15 protein-coding genes and 1 tRNA gene are annotated in these 18,243 nt (G+C 34.1%); 9 read left to right on the top strand and 7 right to left on the bottom strand.

Annotated elements, in window-relative coordinates; translation table 11 throughout:
• Positions 1-261 precede the first annotated feature (261 nt).
• Positions 262-726, top strand: a complete 465-nt coding sequence (locus tag RT228_RS07905) for an OsmC family protein (RefSeq protein WP_006256794.1) — start codon at positions 262-264, stop codon at positions 724-726.
• Between the two features lie 87 nt (positions 727-813).
• Here RT228_RS07905 and RT228_RS07900 read toward each other — a convergent pair whose 3' ends face one another.
• From RT228_RS07900 to RT228_RS07890, 3 genes are all read right to left on the bottom strand, one after another.
• Positions 814-3,576 (bottom strand): bifunctional aconitate hydratase 2/2-methylisocitrate dehydratase, encoded by a 2,763-nt coding sequence (locus RT228_RS07900; protein ID WP_006266639.1) that lies wholly within the window; start codon positions 3,574-3,576, stop codon positions 814-816.
• A 410-nt stretch (positions 3,577-3,986) separates the two neighbouring features.
• Positions 3,987-5,360, bottom strand: coding sequence for a peptidylprolyl isomerase (locus RT228_RS07895; protein ID WP_006256796.1), 1,374 nt, complete (start codon positions 5,358-5,360; stop codon positions 3,987-3,989).
• The gene (locus RT228_RS07890; protein ID WP_006266638.1) at positions 5,347-6,216 is read right to left on the bottom strand and encodes a hypothetical protein; all 870 of its coding nucleotides are present in this window, start codon (positions 6,214-6,216) and stop codon (positions 5,347-5,349) included. Before RT228_RS07890 ends, RT228_RS07895 begins: the two co-directional genes overlap by 14 nt.
• Positions 6,217-6,606: 390 nt before the next feature.
• Here RT228_RS07890 and RT228_RS07885 point away from each other — a divergent pair, with 390 nt between their 5' ends.
• A complete protein-coding gene (locus RT228_RS07885) occupies positions 6,607-8,199 on the top strand; it encodes a peptide chain release factor 3 (protein WP_006256798.1) in 1,593 nt (530 codons plus the stop codon).
• A gap of 415 nt (positions 8,200-8,614) precedes the next feature.
• Here RT228_RS07885 and RT228_RS07880 read toward each other — a convergent pair whose 3' ends face one another.
• Positions 8,615-9,130: a hypothetical protein gene (locus RT228_RS07880; protein ID WP_006256799.1), complete on the bottom strand. Its 516-nt coding sequence runs from the start codon at positions 9,128-9,130 to the stop codon at positions 8,615-8,617.
• A gap of 138 nt (positions 9,131-9,268) precedes the next feature.
• Positions 9,269-9,925: an HAD family hydrolase gene (locus RT228_RS07875; protein WP_006256800.1), complete on the bottom strand. Its 657-nt coding sequence runs from the start codon at positions 9,923-9,925 to the stop codon at positions 9,269-9,271.
• 100 nt (positions 9,926-10,025) lie between these two features.
• On the opposite strand from RT228_RS07875, the gene RT228_RS07870 reads away from it, so the two are divergent.
• The 6 genes from RT228_RS07870 (at position 10,026) to RT228_RS07845 (ending at position 15,294) form a co-directional block, all read left to right on the top strand.
• Entirely contained in the window at positions 10,026-10,568 is a 543-nt protein-coding gene (locus RT228_RS07870; RefSeq protein ID WP_006256801.1) for an RNA polymerase sigma factor, read from the top strand.
• Between the two features lie 43 nt (positions 10,569-10,611).
• On the top strand, positions 10,612-11,025 hold the full coding sequence (locus tag RT228_RS07865; protein ID WP_006256802.1) for a hypothetical protein: 414 nt from the start codon (positions 10,612-10,614) through the stop codon (positions 11,023-11,025).
• A gap of 4 nt (positions 11,026-11,029) precedes the next feature.
• On the top strand, positions 11,030-11,461 hold the full coding sequence (locus RT228_RS07860) for a hypothetical protein (protein WP_006263113.1): 432 nt from the start codon (positions 11,030-11,032) through the stop codon (positions 11,459-11,461).
• Positions 11,462-11,707: 246 nt separating this feature from the next.
• Complete coding sequence (locus RT228_RS07855; protein ID WP_006263112.1) at positions 11,708-12,919, top strand: RsmB/NOP family class I SAM-dependent RNA methyltransferase; 1,212 nt, start codon at positions 11,708-11,710, stop codon at positions 12,917-12,919.
• Between the two features lie 76 nt (positions 12,920-12,995).
• Positions 12,996-13,949 (top strand): endonuclease I family protein, encoded by a 954-nt coding sequence (locus RT228_RS07850; RefSeq protein ID WP_006266637.1) that lies wholly within the window; start codon positions 12,996-12,998, stop codon positions 13,947-13,949.
• Between the two features lie 310 nt (positions 13,950-14,259).
• A complete protein-coding gene (locus tag RT228_RS07845) occupies positions 14,260-15,294 on the top strand; it encodes an endonuclease I family protein (RefSeq protein WP_006266636.1) in 1,035 nt (344 codons plus the stop codon).
• A 271-nt stretch (positions 15,295-15,565) separates the two neighbouring features.
• Here RT228_RS07845 and RT228_RS07840 read toward each other — a convergent pair whose 3' ends face one another.
• Positions 15,566-16,216, bottom strand: coding sequence for a DedA family protein (locus RT228_RS07840; RefSeq protein ID WP_029988604.1), 651 nt, complete (start codon positions 16,214-16,216; stop codon positions 15,566-15,568).
• Between the two features lie 366 nt (positions 16,217-16,582).
• Here RT228_RS07840 and RT228_RS07835 point away from each other — a divergent pair.
• Positions 16,583-16,656: transfer RNA gene (locus RT228_RS07835), tRNA-Met, on the top strand.
• Here RT228_RS07835 and RT228_RS07830 read toward each other — a convergent pair.
• On the bottom strand, positions 16,616-18,181 hold the full coding sequence (locus tag RT228_RS07830) for a recombinase family protein (RefSeq protein ID WP_006260700.1): 1,566 nt from the start codon (positions 18,179-18,181) through the stop codon (positions 16,616-16,618). The two genes, RT228_RS07835 and RT228_RS07830, sit on opposite strands and share 41 nt — an antisense overlap.
• Between the last annotated feature and the right edge of the window lie 62 nt (positions 18,182-18,243).

The following is an 18,243-nucleotide window of genomic DNA, read 5'->3' as shown; positions in this document are numbered from 1 at the left end:
GTTTTTTACCCCTAATAAATTCTATATAAATGTTAAAACAATATATTTAAAATGATTCTATTTAATTGAAATAAGTTTACAAAAGAGACTATAATACTATGTCTAAGTATAATATCACAACAAATGATTAGTTGAGTATTTTGTTTAAATTTGAATCAAACTAATAAGAGGAATTATTGCCCTTACCTAAACTCGCCAACTATGATATATAGGTAAGCAAATGCTACTTATGAATTCATCGTCTTATTTAAAACAAACACCATGTACAAACATCTTTTTAAAGCTGCGCTAAATTGGATTGCTATCGACAAGCAAAAAGAGTCGAACAAAAAGGTGTATGCTAAAAGCCATACCATCAAAATAGAAGGAAAAGATATTTTACCTATTTCAGCAGCCAAAGCCTTTAAAGGAGACCCTACGTTGCTAAATCCAGAAGACTTATTGCTAAGCGCTCTTACATCATGTCATATGATGTCGTATTTATACGTATGCCAACAACACGATATAGAAGTACTTGCTTATGAAGATAATTCGGAGGCTACATTGGTACTAAATGATGATGGTAGTGGACGTATAACCAAAGTGGTTTTAAATCCGATAGTACGCATCAGAGATGAATCACAAAAAGAACTAGCGCTACAACTACATGTTCAAGCCAACAAACTTTGCTTTATTGCTAATTCTTGCAATTTTGAAATAGAACATCATGCACAATGCATTGATTAACGTGATCCCATAAAAAAACGAGCCTATCTAATATTAGATAGGCTCGTTCTATATTAACTACATTTAAATATTTCTATTTAGCGTATATTATTTAGTAGGAATTGGTTTGAACTTCGTTAAGTTAATTCCTTCTACAGAAGATTTGTACTCTTCGATAGTAGGGATTCTTCCTAAGATAGCAGAAAGTACTACTACTGGAGTAGAAGCTAATAAAGACTCTCCTTTTTTACGTTCAGAATCTTCTACCACACGTCCTTGGAACAGACGAGTAGATGTAGCCATTACTGTATCACCTTTAGCAGCTTTCTCTTGGTTACCCATACATAAGTTACAACCAGGACGTTCTAAGTACATAATGTTTTCGTATTCTGTACGGTTAGTTGTTTTTGGTAATAAATCACTAAACTCAAATCCAGAGTATTTTTGTAAATATTCCCAATCTCCTTCAGCTTTTAACTCATCAATAATATTATAAGTCGGAGCAGCCACTACTAATGGAGCATTAAACTTAACCTCACCATTTTGTTTTTCAAGGTTTTTAAGCATTTGAGAAACAATCTTTAAGTCATCTTTGTGAACCATACATGATCCTACGAAACCTAAATCAACTTTCTTATCACTTCCGTAGAAAGAAAGCTCTCTAATAGTATCGTGAGTATAACGTTTAGATACATCATCATTATTTACGTCTGGATCAGCGATCATAGGCTCATCAATGATGTCTAAGTCAATCACAACCTCAGCATAATATTTAGCATTAGCATCTGGAGTTAATGCTGGTTTTTCACCAGATCTAATCTCTTCGATTCTCTTATTTGCTTTATCTATTAATCCTTGAAGAACTTTATTACTATTATCCATACCTTTCTCTATCATGATTTGGATACGGCTCTTAGCGATTTCTAAAGACTCGATTAAAGTATCATCCTGAGAAATACAGATAGAAGCTTTTGCTTTCATCTCTGCAGTCCAGTCAGTAAATGTAAATGCTTGGTCAGCAAGAAGAGTTCCGATGTGAACTTCGATAATTCTACCTTGGAATACGTTCTCTCCTCCGAATTGTTGTAACATTTGAGATTGAGTAGCATGTACTACATCACGGAAGTCCATATGTGGCTTCATATCTCCTTTGAAAGTTACTTTCACTGACTCAGGAATTGGCATAGAAGCCTCTCCTGTTGCTAATGCTAAAGCTACTGTTCCAGAATCCGCTCCGAAAGCAACCCCTTTAGACATTCTAGTGTGAGAGTCACCACCGATGATGATAGCCCAATCGTCAATTGTAATATCATTCAATACTTTGTGAATAACGTCAGTCATTGAGTGGTATTCCCCTTTAGGGTCACGTGCTGTAATTAACCCGAAGTCATTCATAAACTTCATTAACTTAGGGATATTAGTCTGTGCTTTTTTATCCCATACAGAAGCAGTGTGACATCCAGATTGGTATGCACCATCTACAATAGGAGAAATAACTGTAGCAGCCATTGCTTCTAACTCTTGAGCAGTCATTAATCCTGTTGTATCTTGAGACCCAACGATATTAACTTCTACTCGTACATCTGATCCTGCGTGTAACACTTTTCCAGGAGTTACTCCTACTGCGTTTCTATTGAATATTTTCTCAACAGCAGTAAGTCCTTGTCCTTCTATAGAAATCTCTTTTGAAGGAGCGAAAACCACAGGAGCTTCTATTCCTAATACTTTCGCAGCGAAAGTTTGGATCTTTTTACCAAATACGATAGCATAAGAACCACCTGCTTTGATAAACTCCATTTTCTGTGGAGTAAGTGCTTTAGCGATGTCGATAAGCTCTTGTTCTCCGTTATATAATTTTTTAGCTTTTGTATCAATAGTCAATACAGTTCCAGTCTCAACAGAGTAAACTTGTTCTAATACAGGCTCGCCTTTTTCATTGCGAACTACTTCTCCATTAGCATCTGTTTTCTTTACCCAGTTTTTAAGGTCAAGTCCGATACCTCCAGTTACATCAACTGTAGTTAAGAAGATAGGAGAAATACCGTTAGTACCACCTACGATTGGAGCAATGTTTACGAATGGTACATAAGGACTAGCTTGTTTACCTGTCCATAATGCCACGTTATTCACACCAGACATTCTAGAAGATCCTACTCCCATAGTACCTTTCTCAGCGATTAACATTACACTCTTACCAGGATGTGCAGCTTGTAGTGCTTTAATCTCTTGTTGAGCAGCAGGAGTGATCATACACTGTCCGTGTAACTCACGGTCAGAACGAGAGTGAGCTTGGTTACCTGGAGATAATAAGTCTGTAGAGATATCCCCTTCACCAGCGATGAAAGTTACTACTTCTATTTTCTCAGCTACTTCAGGAAGTTTTGTAAAGAACTCCGCTTTAGCATAGCTCTCTAAAATATCTTTAGCAATAGCGTTACCTGCTAAGAAAGCCTCTTTTAGACGTAATGTATCTGCATCGTATAAGAATACTTGTGTCTTAAGTACTTTAGCAGCTTCTAAAGCGATAGCTTCATTATTACCTAATGCTAAGTCTAAAAGAACCTCAATAGAAGGTCCCCCTTTCATGTGAGATAATAATTCAAATGCAAAAGCTGGAGTAATTTCTTTTACTACAACCTCACCTAAGATAATTTCTTTTAAAAACTTTGCTTTAACACCTGCAGCACTAGTAGTACCAGGTAAAACATTATAAATAAAAAGCTTAAGAGAATCCTCATGGTATTCGTTCTCAGCATCTTTTACTTGTGCTATAACTTCACTTAATAGTTCAGCACCGTCAATTGGCTTAGGATTAAGCCCTTGAGTTTTTCTTTCTTCGATCTCGTTGATGTAATCCTTGTAAAGACTCATAGTTATGTCTATTTAATAAAAGGTTGAGGATAGAACCCTGTATCAACCTATACATGTTATTTTGTATTAGTTCTTTTTCTAAGCTTAATCCTCACATACTCATCCTTCTTAGTTTAGATAATTATGTTTAGTTTATCACTTTGAATTTTTGTCAGCACAAATTTAAGCAAACTAATTTATTTTCAAAAGTTTTTAATGAATCCTACAAATACAAAAAATATTATTTACAAACATTCTTCTTTACTGAATTAAATTCAATAGTTTTAATAAACAGAACCTCTTTTTCTGAAATTAATTAATTTTTAATGCTTAATATATCATATTACGATATTTATCCCCTAAACATAAAAAAAACGACATTCTAGCCTATTGCTAAAATGTCGTTTTCATTCCTTCAGATTATTATATTCTTATTTTTTAAGCCAATTATTACGGAATGTACAATTACGAAATTCCCCCTGAATGTTAATATAAGCGTCATTTACCTTACGAGATACCCATTTATTCACTTCTTCAGCTTGTTTTTTGTTTAAAGCCATATTTCTAACCTTCGTATAATCCTCTGCAAAGTCAATTTTATGCTCTGCATATTTCTTATTGATTGTTACTATACGATAGTATTTCTCTTGTTTTTGCATATCGTTCTTTAATGCCACTTGAGATACTTCACCTTCTTTTAGATTAGACACTAAGAAATATAGTTCTCTATCTTCCATATTATTCAATTCAAAACGTGGGTCTAATGATCTAGGATCTTTCATAATACCACCATTTTGTTTTGTATCCTTATCATCTGACTCACTCGCTGCAGCAGCTGCGAATGTAATCTCCTTATTAGCAATCTTCGTACGGATATTCTCTGCCCTTTTTTTAGCTTCTTCTAATGCAGCATCAGTTGGTTTTGGTTTTAATAAGATATGTCTTAGATCTAAGTGTTGTCCACGTATCTTCTCTAAGTATATGATATGATATCCGTATTCTGACTCAAATGGCTCAGAGATTTCTCCCTCTGCCATATTGAATGCCACCTCTTTAAACTCTTTTACGAAAGGAGACTTTTTAGTGATAGAATAGAATCCTCCATTACTAGCAGATCCTCTATCATCTGTGAATAGTACCGCTTTACTAAAGAAACTAGCACCATTCTCTAATACGTCTTTCTTCATCTCATTTAGACGATCGATTACTTTTTGCTTCTGTTCTTTAGAAATCTCTGGTTTAATCACAATCTCAGCTATCTCTACCTCATCCCCTACAGTTGGCAACTGATCTTTAGGAATCTCGTTAAAGAACTGACGTACTTCTTCTGGAGTGATAGTTACTTTCTCCACGATATGCTGTTGCATATTCTGTGTCAGTTTATTTTGCTTTACGATTTCGAATAATGCCTCACGTAGTTCCTCTTCATTCTTTTTATTATAGAACTGAATGATCTTATCTATAGAACCTACATCCTCCACCATACGGTTGATTTGTTCGTTCATAAAACTTGTCACCTCAGCATCTGTTACCTCTAAACTGTCTTGTACAGCCTGGTGCGCAAATAATTTGTCTTCTAATAGTTTTTCAAACAAATCACATCTTGATAAATCACCTGTAGGGATACGTTGTGCTTTTAGCTCTATCAACGTTTTATCAATTTCTGATTCTAAGATAATGTAATCTCCTACTACCCCAACTACTCCATCTATTTTTCTACCTTGTTTAGTCTGCCCTTGCGCAAATCCTACAAAAGAAAGAGCTAGCCCTAAAGCTACCATTACCTTCTTATTAAAAAACTTCATACCTTTTATTTTTTTTAGCATCCTTTAATATATCTTCTTCGTATTGTTTTAGTAATTCCATTTTACGATCATTAATGACCATCATCTTTAGTGATTTCTTTAAATAACTAAAAGGAATTACACTTCCTCTAGATAATACTGTATTCACTTTTACAAAATAAGTACTATTTTCTTCTTCTACCTCAAAAAAGGCATTGTTTTTTAAGTAATTATCTTTGTTACTATTATTTAAGAAAGGAAGCTTCTCATATATCTGCTTCACATCCACCCATATAGAGTCATTTAGAGCATACGATTTCATGTGCAGAGACATTCCATCTAACTTCTCATGATCTTCTTTTCGAGACGAACTAAAGTACTTTCTGATTGTACTATAATTACTATTATCCTTTAAGACATTAGCATAAGACATTCTCACTAGCATATCTTCTACAAGGAAATTACTCTTATACTTATCGTAATACACCTTCAAATCCTTCTCTTGAATGATTGTATCTATACTCTTCTGTACTAGTTTTTCTAGATAATCCTTAATCAATAAATCGCTCTTAAATTGATCGACTAATTTATCTATTTCTTCTTTCTTATCACTAGATAGATTAAACTCTGCTGCCTCTATCAAGAGTTTTTTAGTAGCCCACTTATCTATAAATCGAGTCACGATGGCTAGACTATCCTGTTTATCAGCACTAGATGGTACTATACCATGCACCTCATCTCTATCTAGATAAGTATCATTCACCCTTGCTACAGCATTCTCCTTAGTACCAGTACTACCTAGCTTATCACAAGATACCACCATAGCACCACATAACACACTCAACAACAAGGTTCCTACTAAGCGATATTTATTCATATACTATTTCTATTTATGAAACTAATTCCCAAAAATACTTATTTTAAAATAAAGTTTTATACCCAAAAACAAGTTACTTTATATTTATCCCTCTCTCCTTTTAAATTCCAACACACAATAATACAAATCTTTACTAAAGTACCTACACTAGTTAACGAAGTATTGATAATAATTATGTAATTATTTTACATAAAGGATAACTCCTTTCCTTTCTAAATATTGCTTTTTTATACTACCAACATTAGTTCTATTACCTACTCTAACCATCGCTATCCTATTACATCAGTCTATCAGAGTATGAACTAGCGACTAAATGTATACATCATTCTCCAAAAAACAACTTTTAATTCCACAAAATATAAGTACTTTTGTACCTTAAATTTTTTAATAATGAGTTTTTTAAAGGAAATAGATCGTAGACGTACATTTGGTGTAATTGCTCACCCTGATGCTGGTAAGACAACATTAACTGAAAAGTTACTACTTTTTGGTGGAGCTATTCAAGAAGCTGGTGCAGTAAAAAACAACAAGATTAAAAAAGGAGCTACTTCCGATTTTATGGAGATTGAACGCCAACGTGGTATTTCTGTTGCAACTTCGGTTCTTGCATTTAATTATAAAGACAAAAAGATTAATATTCTAGATACACCTGGTCACAAGGACTTCGCTGAAGATACGTTCAGAACACTGACTGCAGTAGACAGTGTTATCGTAGTAATCGACGTTGCTAAAGGGGTTGAGGAACAGACTGAGAAGCTTGTAGAAGTATGTAGAATGCGTAATATACCAATGATCGTATTCATCAACAAACTTGACCGTGAAGGACGTGATGCTTTTGAACTAATGGATGAAGTAGAACAAAAACTTCAACTAAAAGTAACTCCTTTAAGTTTCCCTATCGGGATGGGATATGACTTTAAAGGTATCTATAATATTTGGGAAAAGAATATCAACTTATTCAGTGAAGATAGCCGTAAGAACATTGAAGAAACTATCAATGTATCTGACCTAGCATCTCCTGAATTAGACAAATTAGTAGGTGAGAAATCTGCTAATAACCTACGTGATGAATTAGAAATCATAGAAGGTATCTACCCAGAGTTTGACAGAGAAGAGTATATCAGTGGTAACCTACAACCTGTATTCTTCGGTTCTGCGTTAAACAACTTTGGGGTACGTGAACTATTAGATTGTTTTATCCAAATCGCTCCTTCTCCTCGTGCTAAAGAATCTAGTACAAGAGTAGTAGAGCCTAAAGAAAATACATTCTCAGGATTTGTATTTAAGATACATGCTAATATGGACCCTAAACACAGAGACCGTCTAGCATTCATCAAAATTGTATCTGGTACATTTGAGAGAAATACTCCTTACTTACACGTAAGACAAGGTAAGAAGCTTAAGTTCTCTAGCCCGAATGCTTTCTTCGCTGAGAAAAAAGAAATCGTAGATGTATCTTATGCTGGAGATATCGTAGGGTTACACGATACTGGTAACTTTAAGATCGGAGACACATTGACTGAAGGAGAAATCATGCAGTTCACAGGTATTCCTAGTTTCTCACCTGAGCACTTCCGTTATATCAACAACGCTGACCCACTTAAATCTAAACAATTAGAGAAAGGTATCGATCAGTTAATGGATGAAGGGGTAGCACAGTTATTCACACTAGAGATGAATGGTCGTAAAGTAATCGGTACTGTAGGAGCACTTCAGTACGAGGTTATCCAATACCGTTTAGAACACGAATACGGAGCTAAATGTACGTATGAGAACTTCCCTGCTTATAAAGCATGTTGGGTACGTCCAGAAGATCCTAAAAACGAAGAGTTCAAAGAATTCAAACGTATAAAACAGAAGTTCCTAGCTTTTGATAAATCAGGGCAACTAGTATTCTTAGCAGATAGTGAATTCTCTATCCAAATGACACAAAGTAAATTCCCTACTGTGAAGCTAGCATTCACATCAGAAGAAATTAAATAGTCAATATACTATAAAATATAAAATCGCTTAAGAGATAATCTTAAGCGATTTTTTTTTGATTCAATCTTCTCTTAGGTAAGAGAATACCACAACCAAGTGGCAACTACATCATATTCTTCATACAAGTAACTCCTCAACTTTTAAAAACTTCAGATTGATATACATACACATTGTTATCCTCTTACCCTGCACCCTGCTATTACACTCACATCACTCTCTATCGAAACAAATACATACTCAATCTAGTCTAAGTCTATAGTCACTCCGTTTATTTAGCTAAAATAACGGAGTCAATACGGACTCATAACGGACTCACTACGGACTCAAGGCAACTAAAACTAAACGAACCTAACTAGTAGATACAAAAAAAGCTACACCGAAGTGTAGCTTTCTATATCTTTAACAAAGTCTAAGATTAGAATCTCTTCATTTGTTCTTTCATCATTTTAATTTGGTCTTTTAACATCCCTTGTTTATCAAGCTTCTGCGCTTCCCCTAGAAGTTTAGTAGCTTCTAGCTTACGTCTCTTCGTCATCGCAATACCTGCTAACTGAAGTTTAGCCATTGCTAAATCTTGATCCATGTTTAATCCAAGTTCTACAGCCTTCTTCATATACTTCTCTGAAGCATTTAAGTTAGTCTGAGAAGTCATGATTCCCATTAAGTAGTTATAATATCCATTCTGCTTACGCACTAATGCTGTCTCTGGATTTTTGATTTTATTCAACCATTTTTGGGCACCGTCAAAATCTTGTTTTCTCAATTTTAAGAAAGCTAATAAGATAAACTCATTTTTATAGTAAAGTAATATTACTAATGAAATAAGGAACAATAAGAAAATACCGTTACCAATATTACCTTCTACAAATTGCCAAACTGATACTGCGAATAATACCGCAGCGATACCTAATTTAATATATCTATGAAACATCTACTTAATAAGCTTTTATTATAAAGAACGCAAAGTTAATAATTTCTATCCATTATAAAAATAAAAGAAAGTCAAATTAAACGCCTTTACATTCCTAAATCATTATATTTCTCTTATCGACTTTTTATCTACTCTACCTTAGAGTTGGATGACATAGTCTGCATCTATCGTCGTAAAATCATGGACGATATAGTTAGCCCCTGTATAGTCTTGCTGTTTAGAGTTAGCGCTCTTATATCCTATCACCTTAATACCTGCTGCATTAGCTGCCTTGATACCATTAGTACTATCTTCTATCACGATGCAGTCCTCTTTATCACTATACTTCGCTAGTGAAGCTGCCTTTAAGAATATCGCTGGGTCTGGCTTAGACTTAGGAAGATCCTCTCCACTTACGATATGTGTAAAGAACGGATACAGCCCAAAACGAGTAAACACTCTGTCTATCGTACTCTTAGATGCTGATGATCCTACGATAAGCTCTATCCCTTTAGCATGTAATCCTTCTATCAAGTCTCGTACACCATCTATTAGTTCTAGATCAGGCTTGGTATCAAAAGATTCGTTGAACAACGCTCTTTTTCTCAATACCATGTCCGGAATATTACCTTCTACACCATATATTTCTTTTATGCGCTCATACGTATTCTTAGTAGAGTGCCCTGTAAAGGAATTATATACGTGCTCTGAAACTTCTATTCCCAATTCTTTAAAGTGACTGTGATATGCATAACGGTGTACCGGCTCAGTATCTACAATCACCCCGTCCATATCAAATATAACCGTCTTGATCATTTTTTTTCTGACAAAAATAATCCTTTATATCAATATACTGACTTTATTTATCTACATTTACTTCTCTCATCCAAAAACAAACTATAAAATATCAAAACTCTTGTCTGACGAAATTTCACTCTTACATCGATTACAAAATAACGACACAAAGCATGAAGCATTTCGTGAATTACTAAGCCTCTATCAGCAGCGCTTATATATGCATATCCGTACTATCGTGTTGAATCACGATGATACAGATGATGTGCTACAAGAAGTATTTATAAAAATCTACCAAAACATAGATACCTTCAAGGGGAATAGTCAATTGTTCTCATGGATGTATAGAATAGCGACTAATCAAGCACTAGATTTTCTAAAGTCAAAAAGTAGAAAAATGCAACTAGAAGATGATGAGCTAAATGAGTATCTAGTCAATCAACTAGAAGCAGACAGTCTATTCGATGGGGATGAAGCAGAACTCATATTACAAAAGGCAATAGCGTCATTACCTCAAAAACAACAACTCGTCTTCAAGATGAAATACTATGAAGATCTAGACTACCAGACTATATCAGAAATTTTAGAGACTAGTGTAGGAGCACTAAAAGCTTCTTATCACCACGCAGTAAAGAAAATAGAACTTTTTATAGAGTCAAATTAAACCTTTGTACTTTTTAATCGTCTAACTAATAAAGGAGAAGAATATGGACAATAAATATTTAAATACGAAAGATCCTAAAGGCACTTTTAAAGTACCTGAAGACTACTTTGCTAATCTAGAGCATAGAGTATTAGCTAATATTGACTCTTCTATCACTCCTACTCCTAAGGTAGTACCTCTGTATAAAAACCGTTATATTTGGACCGCTGCAGCAGCGGCTATTGCATTGCTGTTTGGTATTACGTTCTTCTTTACTCCAGATTCTAATACTTTAAATAAAGATAGTATAGAGAGTTACTTAGAATACAATCAAAGCTTCTCTTTAAACAATGACATTATCAATGCATTAGATGAACAGGACTTCAACGATTTAAAAGATAATATAGAAATAAAACAATCCCAAATAGATCATTATGTGTTATCACATATTGATATCGAGTATTACTTAAATGAATAATACAATGAAACAATTATTAAGTATTTTAATGGTGCTTATGTTTAGTGTAACTACTTATGCACAAGACAAACATGATCAGATTAGATCATTAAAAGTTGCTCATATTACAGCCGAATTAAACTTGAGTAGCGAACAAGCCGAAAAGTTCTTACCGATTTACATCGCTTATGATAAAAAGATGTCAGAACTACGACACACTAATGTATTTAAATACATCAAAAACGCAGATATACAAGACTTAAACAAGCTAAGTGATAAAGAAGCGAATAAAAAAGTACAGGAACTAATAGACTTCGAAGAATCTTATTCTTCTGCTCGAATCAAGTTTGTAGAAGATGTTAAAAAGATCATAGGTGAAAAGAAAATTCTTGTTCTAAAAAAGGCAGAAGACGACTTTAACCGTCAACTCCTCAAAAAGTATAAAGACAAGAAGTAATTCTATTTAACCCGAATTATGCAATAGACATATAAACGAAAAGTAATTATACAAAATAGGTCTGAATTAGTGATTAAAGCATACTATAGTATGGTTTTAGAGCTAATGAAAGAACTATGAAGTAGAATTGCTTTGTAGTATTTGGCTAATGCGTAATTTGGGTTTAACTTAAAATAATATTAATCCATACCTATAAAGCCCACAAATCAACGTATATTTGTGGGCTATTTTATATATAATATAATAATGAGATTACACAGAAACCTTGTATTTACAGTTATAGACTCTATTTTAGCTATATTCAACGATGGTGAGTATGCAGATAAAATGGTAGCTAGAGCCTTGAAAAAAGATAAACGCTGGGGAAGCGCTGATAGAAAATTCGTAGCTGAGACTATCTATGAAATCGTAAGATGGAGAAGACTATATGCTGAAATAGCAGAAGTAAAAGACCCTATAAACAGAGATGACGCTTGGAGAATATTCGCTGTTTGGGCTGTACTTAGAGGTTATACATTACCGGACTGGAAATACTTCGAAAACACACCTGCAAGACGTATTAAAGGTAGATTCGACGAATTAAACAAAACACGTAAATTCAGAGAGTCTATTCCTGACTGGATGGATGAATTAGGTGTGAAAGAATTAGGTGAAGAAAAATGGACGAAAGAACTTGCTGCTCAGAATAAACAGGCTAGCGTGATCTTACGTGTGAATACTTTAAAAACAACTAGACAAAAATTATATGGTATTCTGATGGATCTAGATATAGAGACTATCCTACCAGAAGAATATCCTGATGCATTAATCCTTAAAGAAAGAGCGAATGTATTTATGACAGATGCTTTTAAAGAAGGATTGTTCGAAGTACAAGATGCTTCTTCACAGTTAGTAGCTAGATTGTTAGATGTAAAACCTGGAATGCGTGTAGTAGATACATGCGCAGGTGCGGGTGGTAAGACACTTCATTTGGCTTCTCTTATGGAGAATAAAGGGCAAATCATAGCAATGGATATCTATGAGAGCAAACAAAAGCAATTAAAAATCAGAGCGAAACGAAACGGAGCTTTTAATATCGAGTACAGAATCATAGAAGGTACTAAAACCATTAAAAAACTACATGACAAGGCTGATCGTCTATTAATCGATGCACCATGTAGTGGATTAGGAGTATTAAAAAGAAACCCTGATAGCAAGTGGAAGCTTAGACCTGAGTTCGTAGAAGAAATTAAGCAAGTACAAGAGCAAGTATTACAAGATTATTCTAAAATACTTAAAGCTGGTGGTAAGATGGTATATGCTACCTGCTCTATCCTTCCTTCTGAAAATGAACTACAGATAGAAAAGTTCTTAAAATCAGATGCTGGTAAAGATTTTAAACTGATCGAAGATCATAAAATTCTATCTAGTGAATCTGGTTTTGACGGATTCTACATGGCTTTATTAGAGAAAAAATAAACCTACCGATAACAAAAGCCTGTTTTACCTTAAAACAGGCTTTTTACTTATATACTCCTTTTGATATTTCTGATATATGAAAACCAACTTCCTTATAGCCTCAATATTTCTTTTAGTACTTACGCTAGGTGCATGTGATAAAAAGAGTAATACAAACTTTACTCCTATTTATTCCACGGGAGAAGCACCTACTTCTGATACAAAAGCCACTAAAAACAGTAAGGCTAATACCACTGGTATTTTCTCTATTCCTGCGTCTGAACAAGATTATTACCAAGGAGTAGATTTCACTAAAACAGGTCTAGCGCTAAAACAAGAGCTAACAGAACTAAGCACTCGTAAACACGTAAGAGAATTAAGTTATAAAGAAATATGGGAAGCTACCAAAGCAACTGACCTAACGCCTGAAGGTAATGAAGTATATCTATTATATGGTCATAAAGGAGTACGCACAGGCACCACAGCTTATACCAGAGGTAAACAGAGTAATGGTGGTGGTCAAGGACAATGGAACAGAGAACACACTTATGCTAAATCACTAGGCACACCTAATCTAAATGAAGCTGGTCCGGGGGCAGATGCACATCATCTAAGAGCTGCAGATGTCAAATGGAATAGTATTAGGGGAAATAAACCATTCGTACAAGGTAGTGGTACTTCTAAACTAGTAGGAGATTATTGGTATCCTGGCGATGAGTGGAAAGGAGATGTGGCGCGTATGATGATGTATATGTATATCCGTTATGAGAATAGATGTATCCCTAAGTATACTCCTAAAGGAAATAATGGAAGAAACGCTGGTGTGGTAGTCGGTACTACTAATAAGATAGATCCAAATATGATTAATCTATTGCTAGAATGGAATGCTGAAGATCCTGTCTCTGAAATCGAGAGATACAGAAATGAGTATCATGCTAACACGAAGAACAAATATGCTCAGGGAAACAGAAATCCCTTTATAGATAACCCTTATTTAGCTACTCGAATCTGGGGCGGCCCAGAAGCAAAAAATAACTGGTCAAAAGAATAACTGTACAATTTTAGATATACAAAAAGGACAATCTGACGGATTGTCCTTTTTTTTGGTTTTATCTCTTCCTCATTCCTCTAAAAACGCCTCAGTAATTAATACTAAAAGACCTAAAAAACTAAAGTTCTTCTCACACTGTCAATAAATAACAATATCATACTTCCTATTTTTGCGTATATACAAGAATATTCACAAACCCTCTATATCCACTAAACTTAGAGAATAGAATAAGTAACTTGCGAGCTAATAGAATAGCGCAATAATTATTCATTCTATTGTAAAAAACAGAATAATAAATCACTTACCAAACATGAAAAAAACATTACTTGTATTAGCAGGATTAGCCGTCTTCGCTACTTCTTGTACGAAAGACCCTATTATTACCGAACCTACTGAGTCGACAGAAAAACCAGGTAACGGTGGAGAAGAAAAACCTGACGAAGGAGGAAATATCACACCTAATCCTGGAGACTACATCATCCCTGCTCAATACCAACAGTATTACAGTAAGCTAGACTTCACTAAAGAGGGAACACAACTAAAACAACAGTTAGCAAAACTAGTAAAAGATACACATATCCCACAGAGCTATACACCGGGTATATGGGAAGCTACAGAATTTACTGATCAAGATCCAGATAATAAAGATAATGTTCTTCAGATTTATGGCTGGCCTGATAAAGATGCTAAGGGGGATATCACTAAAATGAGATCTGTCCCAAAAGAACATAAGAATAATGGTACGAATCCTTCAATGCCAATTACTTCTAAATGGGAAAGAGAACATGTATTCGCTAAAGCATTAGCTGTAGATAAAGCCAAAAATCAAAAAGCCTTAACAACTACATATTCTGATGATAAACCAACTGCAATAGAAGATATCGCAGGACATGATGCACACCATTTACGTGCAATCAATAGATCTACGAACTCATCTAGAAGCAATAGAAAATTCGTAGATGGTAAAGGAAATTCAAAAACAGTAGGTAAAGAATACTATTTCCCTGGTGACGACTGGAAAGGTGATATAGCTCGTATGATGATGTATATGCATATCCGCTATGAAAACGAAAATGGAGGAGGATATACTAAAGCTACTAAAGTAGGAATGCCTATAGATGCTAAAGCTGGTGTATTAAGCGATGAAATGATTGACTTATTCTTAAAATGGAATGCAGAAGATCCTGTAGATGAAATAGAGAGAAGACGTAATGAATACCATGGTAACCCGAATAATCCAAACTATAAATATTCTCAAGGTAACCGTAACCCATTCATTGACAACCCTGAATTAGCTACTCGTATCTGGGGTGGTCCTAAGGCAAAAAACAATTGGAGTAAATAGCAAAACCCTATTATAAGTAAAAGCTAGAAGTCAGCACATGATTTCTAGCTTTTTTTATTATATCTAGCGTCTGCTCTATCTCATTAACTCAGTACTACAAAGCAATTCTATTTCATTAGCTTTAAAACTATACTATAGTGTACTTAAGTCTTAATATAGACTATCTCATATTGTTTTTTTTACATCACCTTCACATATTTTTTGGATAAAGACATAAAAAAAACCAATGCTTATCACATTGGTTCTATCGTTTATTATTTAAATTAATATGCTATTCAATCGCTTTTTTGCTTTGTACTTTAGCCTTTATAAACTCATACACAATAGGTAATACAGACACTACGATAATCAGAAGTACAATTTTAGAGAAATTATCTTTTACAAGAGGTATATTACCCAAGAAGTACCCTGCTAGAGTAAGTCCTACTACCCATACTATTCCTCCTACTACATTGTAAGTCATAAATATTCCATACCTCATCTTTCCAATCCCTGCTACGAAAGGAGCTAACGTACGAACTATAGGGACAAATCGAGCAATAACGATGGTGCGCTCTCCATACTTCTCATAAAAAGACTGTGTCTTATCTAAGTGTTCTTGTTTCACTACTTGTTTACCGAACAATTTAAATTCTGTTAGACGCATTCCTACTTTTCGTCCAAGATAATAGTTTAAAGAATCTCCAGTAATGGCTGCTACTAGAAGAATCGCAATGGTTAATACTATATTCAGCTCATCTGACTGAGCTACTAACATTCCTGTCGCAAAGAGAAGCGAGTCTCCTGGTAAAAACGGCATGACCACTAAGCCCGTCTCAACAAAAATGATTAAAAATAAAATAACGTATAACCACGTTCCGTATTGCTCTATAAAGATGTGCAAATACTTATCAATGTGAAAAAGATAATCTAATAGTTCCATACCCTCAAAGATATATATCAAAACAATTTCTAAAAGAAATTTCACAAAATTATAACAATGTGTACCCTTTTGAGAAACTACACAAAAACATAGTCCTATACTTTATTTAAAATCCAAAAAATAGTGCAAGAAACTTCATCTATCCTTATTCTACTGTCTAAAAAAGGTGTTTTATAATAGAAAACAGATTAGAATAAAAATATTTCAAAAAAAATAAAAAAATATTTACTCAGTAAACTTTTCATTCTAAATAGGTTAAACTAATCGTGTCATTTATTTTAAAAATAACTCGTAAAAACAGTTTGGAGAACCCATAAATACTACTATATTTGCACTCGCAATACGGAAGTAATGCAGACCAAAAATGGCGAGGTAGCTCAGTCGGTTAGAGCGCAGGATTCATAACCCTGAGGTCACGGGTTCAACTCCCGTCTTCGCTACTACACAGGATATATCGAGAAAATTCTCATATATCCTGTTTTTATTTTCAGCCAATTCATTGTTAATCTGAAAGATACACTTCACTAAAGTGTTAATTCGTGTGGTTCGATAAATTTTTCCATCAAACTCTAATTTTTCTGGAAATATCGAACCAATAATTTCTCTTTTGGTTTGAATACCTCCCTCAGCGTAGAGTATACCAAGGTTTACGACTTTATCTAATGCTCTATCAAGCATACTTTTTATATCTATCTTTTTATTTCCTTCTTCCTCAATTAATTGCTTTTCAAATTTTTCTATTTCAATTTTACATTCTTTCTTGATTGCTAAATAATCATCATCCTCTAAAGTTCCTTCTAACAATTTATTTCGAGCTATTGACAGTTTATGATTAATCTTATCAATGTTTTCCAATATACTTTTCTTCTGACTTACTGGATTTGCAAAGACTTGATTATAACTATCTATAAGTAGCTTCTTCGTAAAATTTTGCACAACTTTATTAATCTGAAGTTGTTTTAATCCATTTTCAAAAATCTCATTTGCTACACCAGCTTTTTGTCTAAAACCACAACTTGCTAAACAGTGATAGTAATAATACCTATTATTCCTTCCTGTAGAAGCACTACCTGTCAAATTCCTATTACATTTTGGGCAAACTAAAAAACCTCTAAGTGGGAGGTTTTCATCCGAAAGAATCTTTGTATTAGGTCTTTCTTTACGAACATTTCCATCTAATATCATTTGCACCTTATCAAATAAAGCTTCACTTATTAAAGCCTCATGTAATCCAGTTACAAAATATGCCTCCTCGTCTTTATATTTTGGAATAAAGATTTTGCCACAATAAATTGGATTTCGTACTGCTACATGAAACGCTGTGCTACTTAATTTTCCTGCATTCATTCTATTCATCTCTAATCTGATTTGATTAGCAGAGAGAATACCTTTAGCTAATTCGGTAAACGCCCATTTCATTGCTTTACTCTGTTCTGGAATTAAGGCGATATACTTCTTTCCATCTTCTTTACTTTTATTTGCATAACCAAAAGGTGCATTCCCCATAACTCTGCCTTCTTTTTTAGCTCTACGCATTCCATAAAAAGTATTAAGAGCTCTTCTGTCATTTTCAACCTCTGGAGCAGCTAAATAAATAGCTAACATCATCTTGTTCTCTGGGATAGTTAAATCTAATGGTTGTTCAATAGCCTGAGGGTTAACACCAAGTTTGGTTAACATATTTATCATTTGATAAGCATCCCCAGCATTACGGCTAAAACGATCCCATTTAGTAAATAATACCAAATGAGTTTTTCCTTTATTTTTCTTTAAATTTTGAAGTAAACTATTCCAAGCAGGACGATTAAATGTTTTTGCAGAATGATCTTCATAAATCACATTTCCTACTTTAAAATTATATTGGGAACAATAACGACGTAAGCGTTCTTCTTGATCTCTTTGTGAGTATCCTTTGTCTGCTTGCTCATCAGTAGACACACGAATATACAAATCAGCTGTTTTCATAAGCTAACCATTTAATTATTAGACGATAAATTAAATTGGGAGATAACACAAAGATAGAAATA

It is taken from the genome of Myroides sp. (genome assembly GCF_032073645.1).
GTDB lineage: Bacteria > Bacteroidota > Bacteroidia > Flavobacteriales > Flavobacteriaceae > Flavobacterium > Flavobacterium odoratimimum.
Note: the sequence above shows the minus strand (reverse complement) of the source record. Positions and strands in the feature narration are given on the sequence as shown.

Bases quoted from the DNA above. Each gene is read 5' to 3' on its own strand.
- RT228_RS07905 (WP_006256794.1), top strand. From the start codon at position 262: ATGTACAAACATCTTTTTAAAGCTGCGCTAAATTGGATTGCTATCGAC.
- RT228_RS07855 (WP_006263112.1), top strand. From the start codon at position 11,708: ATGAGATTACACAGAAACCTTGTATTTACAGTTATAGACTCTATTTTA.
- RT228_RS07890 (WP_006266638.1), bottom strand. From the start codon at position 6,216: ATGAATAAATATCGCTTAGTAGGAACCTTGTTGTTGAGTGTGTTATGT.
- RT228_RS07885 (WP_006256798.1), top strand. From the start codon at position 6,607: ATGAGTTTTTTAAAGGAAATAGATCGTAGACGTACATTTGGTGTAATT.
- RT228_RS07865 (WP_006256802.1), top strand. From the start codon at position 10,612: ATGGACAATAAATATTTAAATACGAAAGATCCTAAAGGCACTTTTAAA.
- RT228_RS07840 (WP_029988604.1), bottom strand. From the start codon at position 16,216: ATGGAACTATTAGATTATCTTTTTCACATTGATAAGTATTTGCACATC.
- RT228_RS07845 (WP_006266636.1), top strand. From the start codon at position 14,260: ATGAAAAAAACATTACTTGTATTAGCAGGATTAGCCGTCTTCGCTACT.
- RT228_RS07860 (WP_006263113.1), top strand. From the start codon at position 11,030: ATGAAACAATTATTAAGTATTTTAATGGTGCTTATGTTTAGTGTAACT.
- RT228_RS07830 (WP_006260700.1), bottom strand. From the start codon at position 18,181: ATGAAAACAGCTGATTTGTATATTCGTGTGTCTACTGATGAGCAAGCA.
- RT228_RS07850 (WP_006266637.1), top strand. From the start codon at position 12,996: ATGAAAACCAACTTCCTTATAGCCTCAATATTTCTTTTAGTACTTACG.
- RT228_RS07895 (WP_006256796.1), bottom strand. From the start codon at position 5,360: ATGAAGTTTTTTAATAAGAAGGTAATGGTAGCTTTAGGGCTAGCTCTT.
- RT228_RS07880 (WP_006256799.1), bottom strand. From the start codon at position 9,130: ATGTTTCATAGATATATTAAATTAGGTATCGCTGCGGTATTATTCGCA.
- RT228_RS07900 (WP_006266639.1), bottom strand. From the start codon at position 3,576: ATGAGTCTTTACAAGGATTACATCAACGAGATCGAAGAAAGAAAAACT.
- RT228_RS07875 (WP_006256800.1), bottom strand. From the start codon at position 9,925: ATGATCAAGACGGTTATATTTGATATGGACGGGGTGATTGTAGATACT.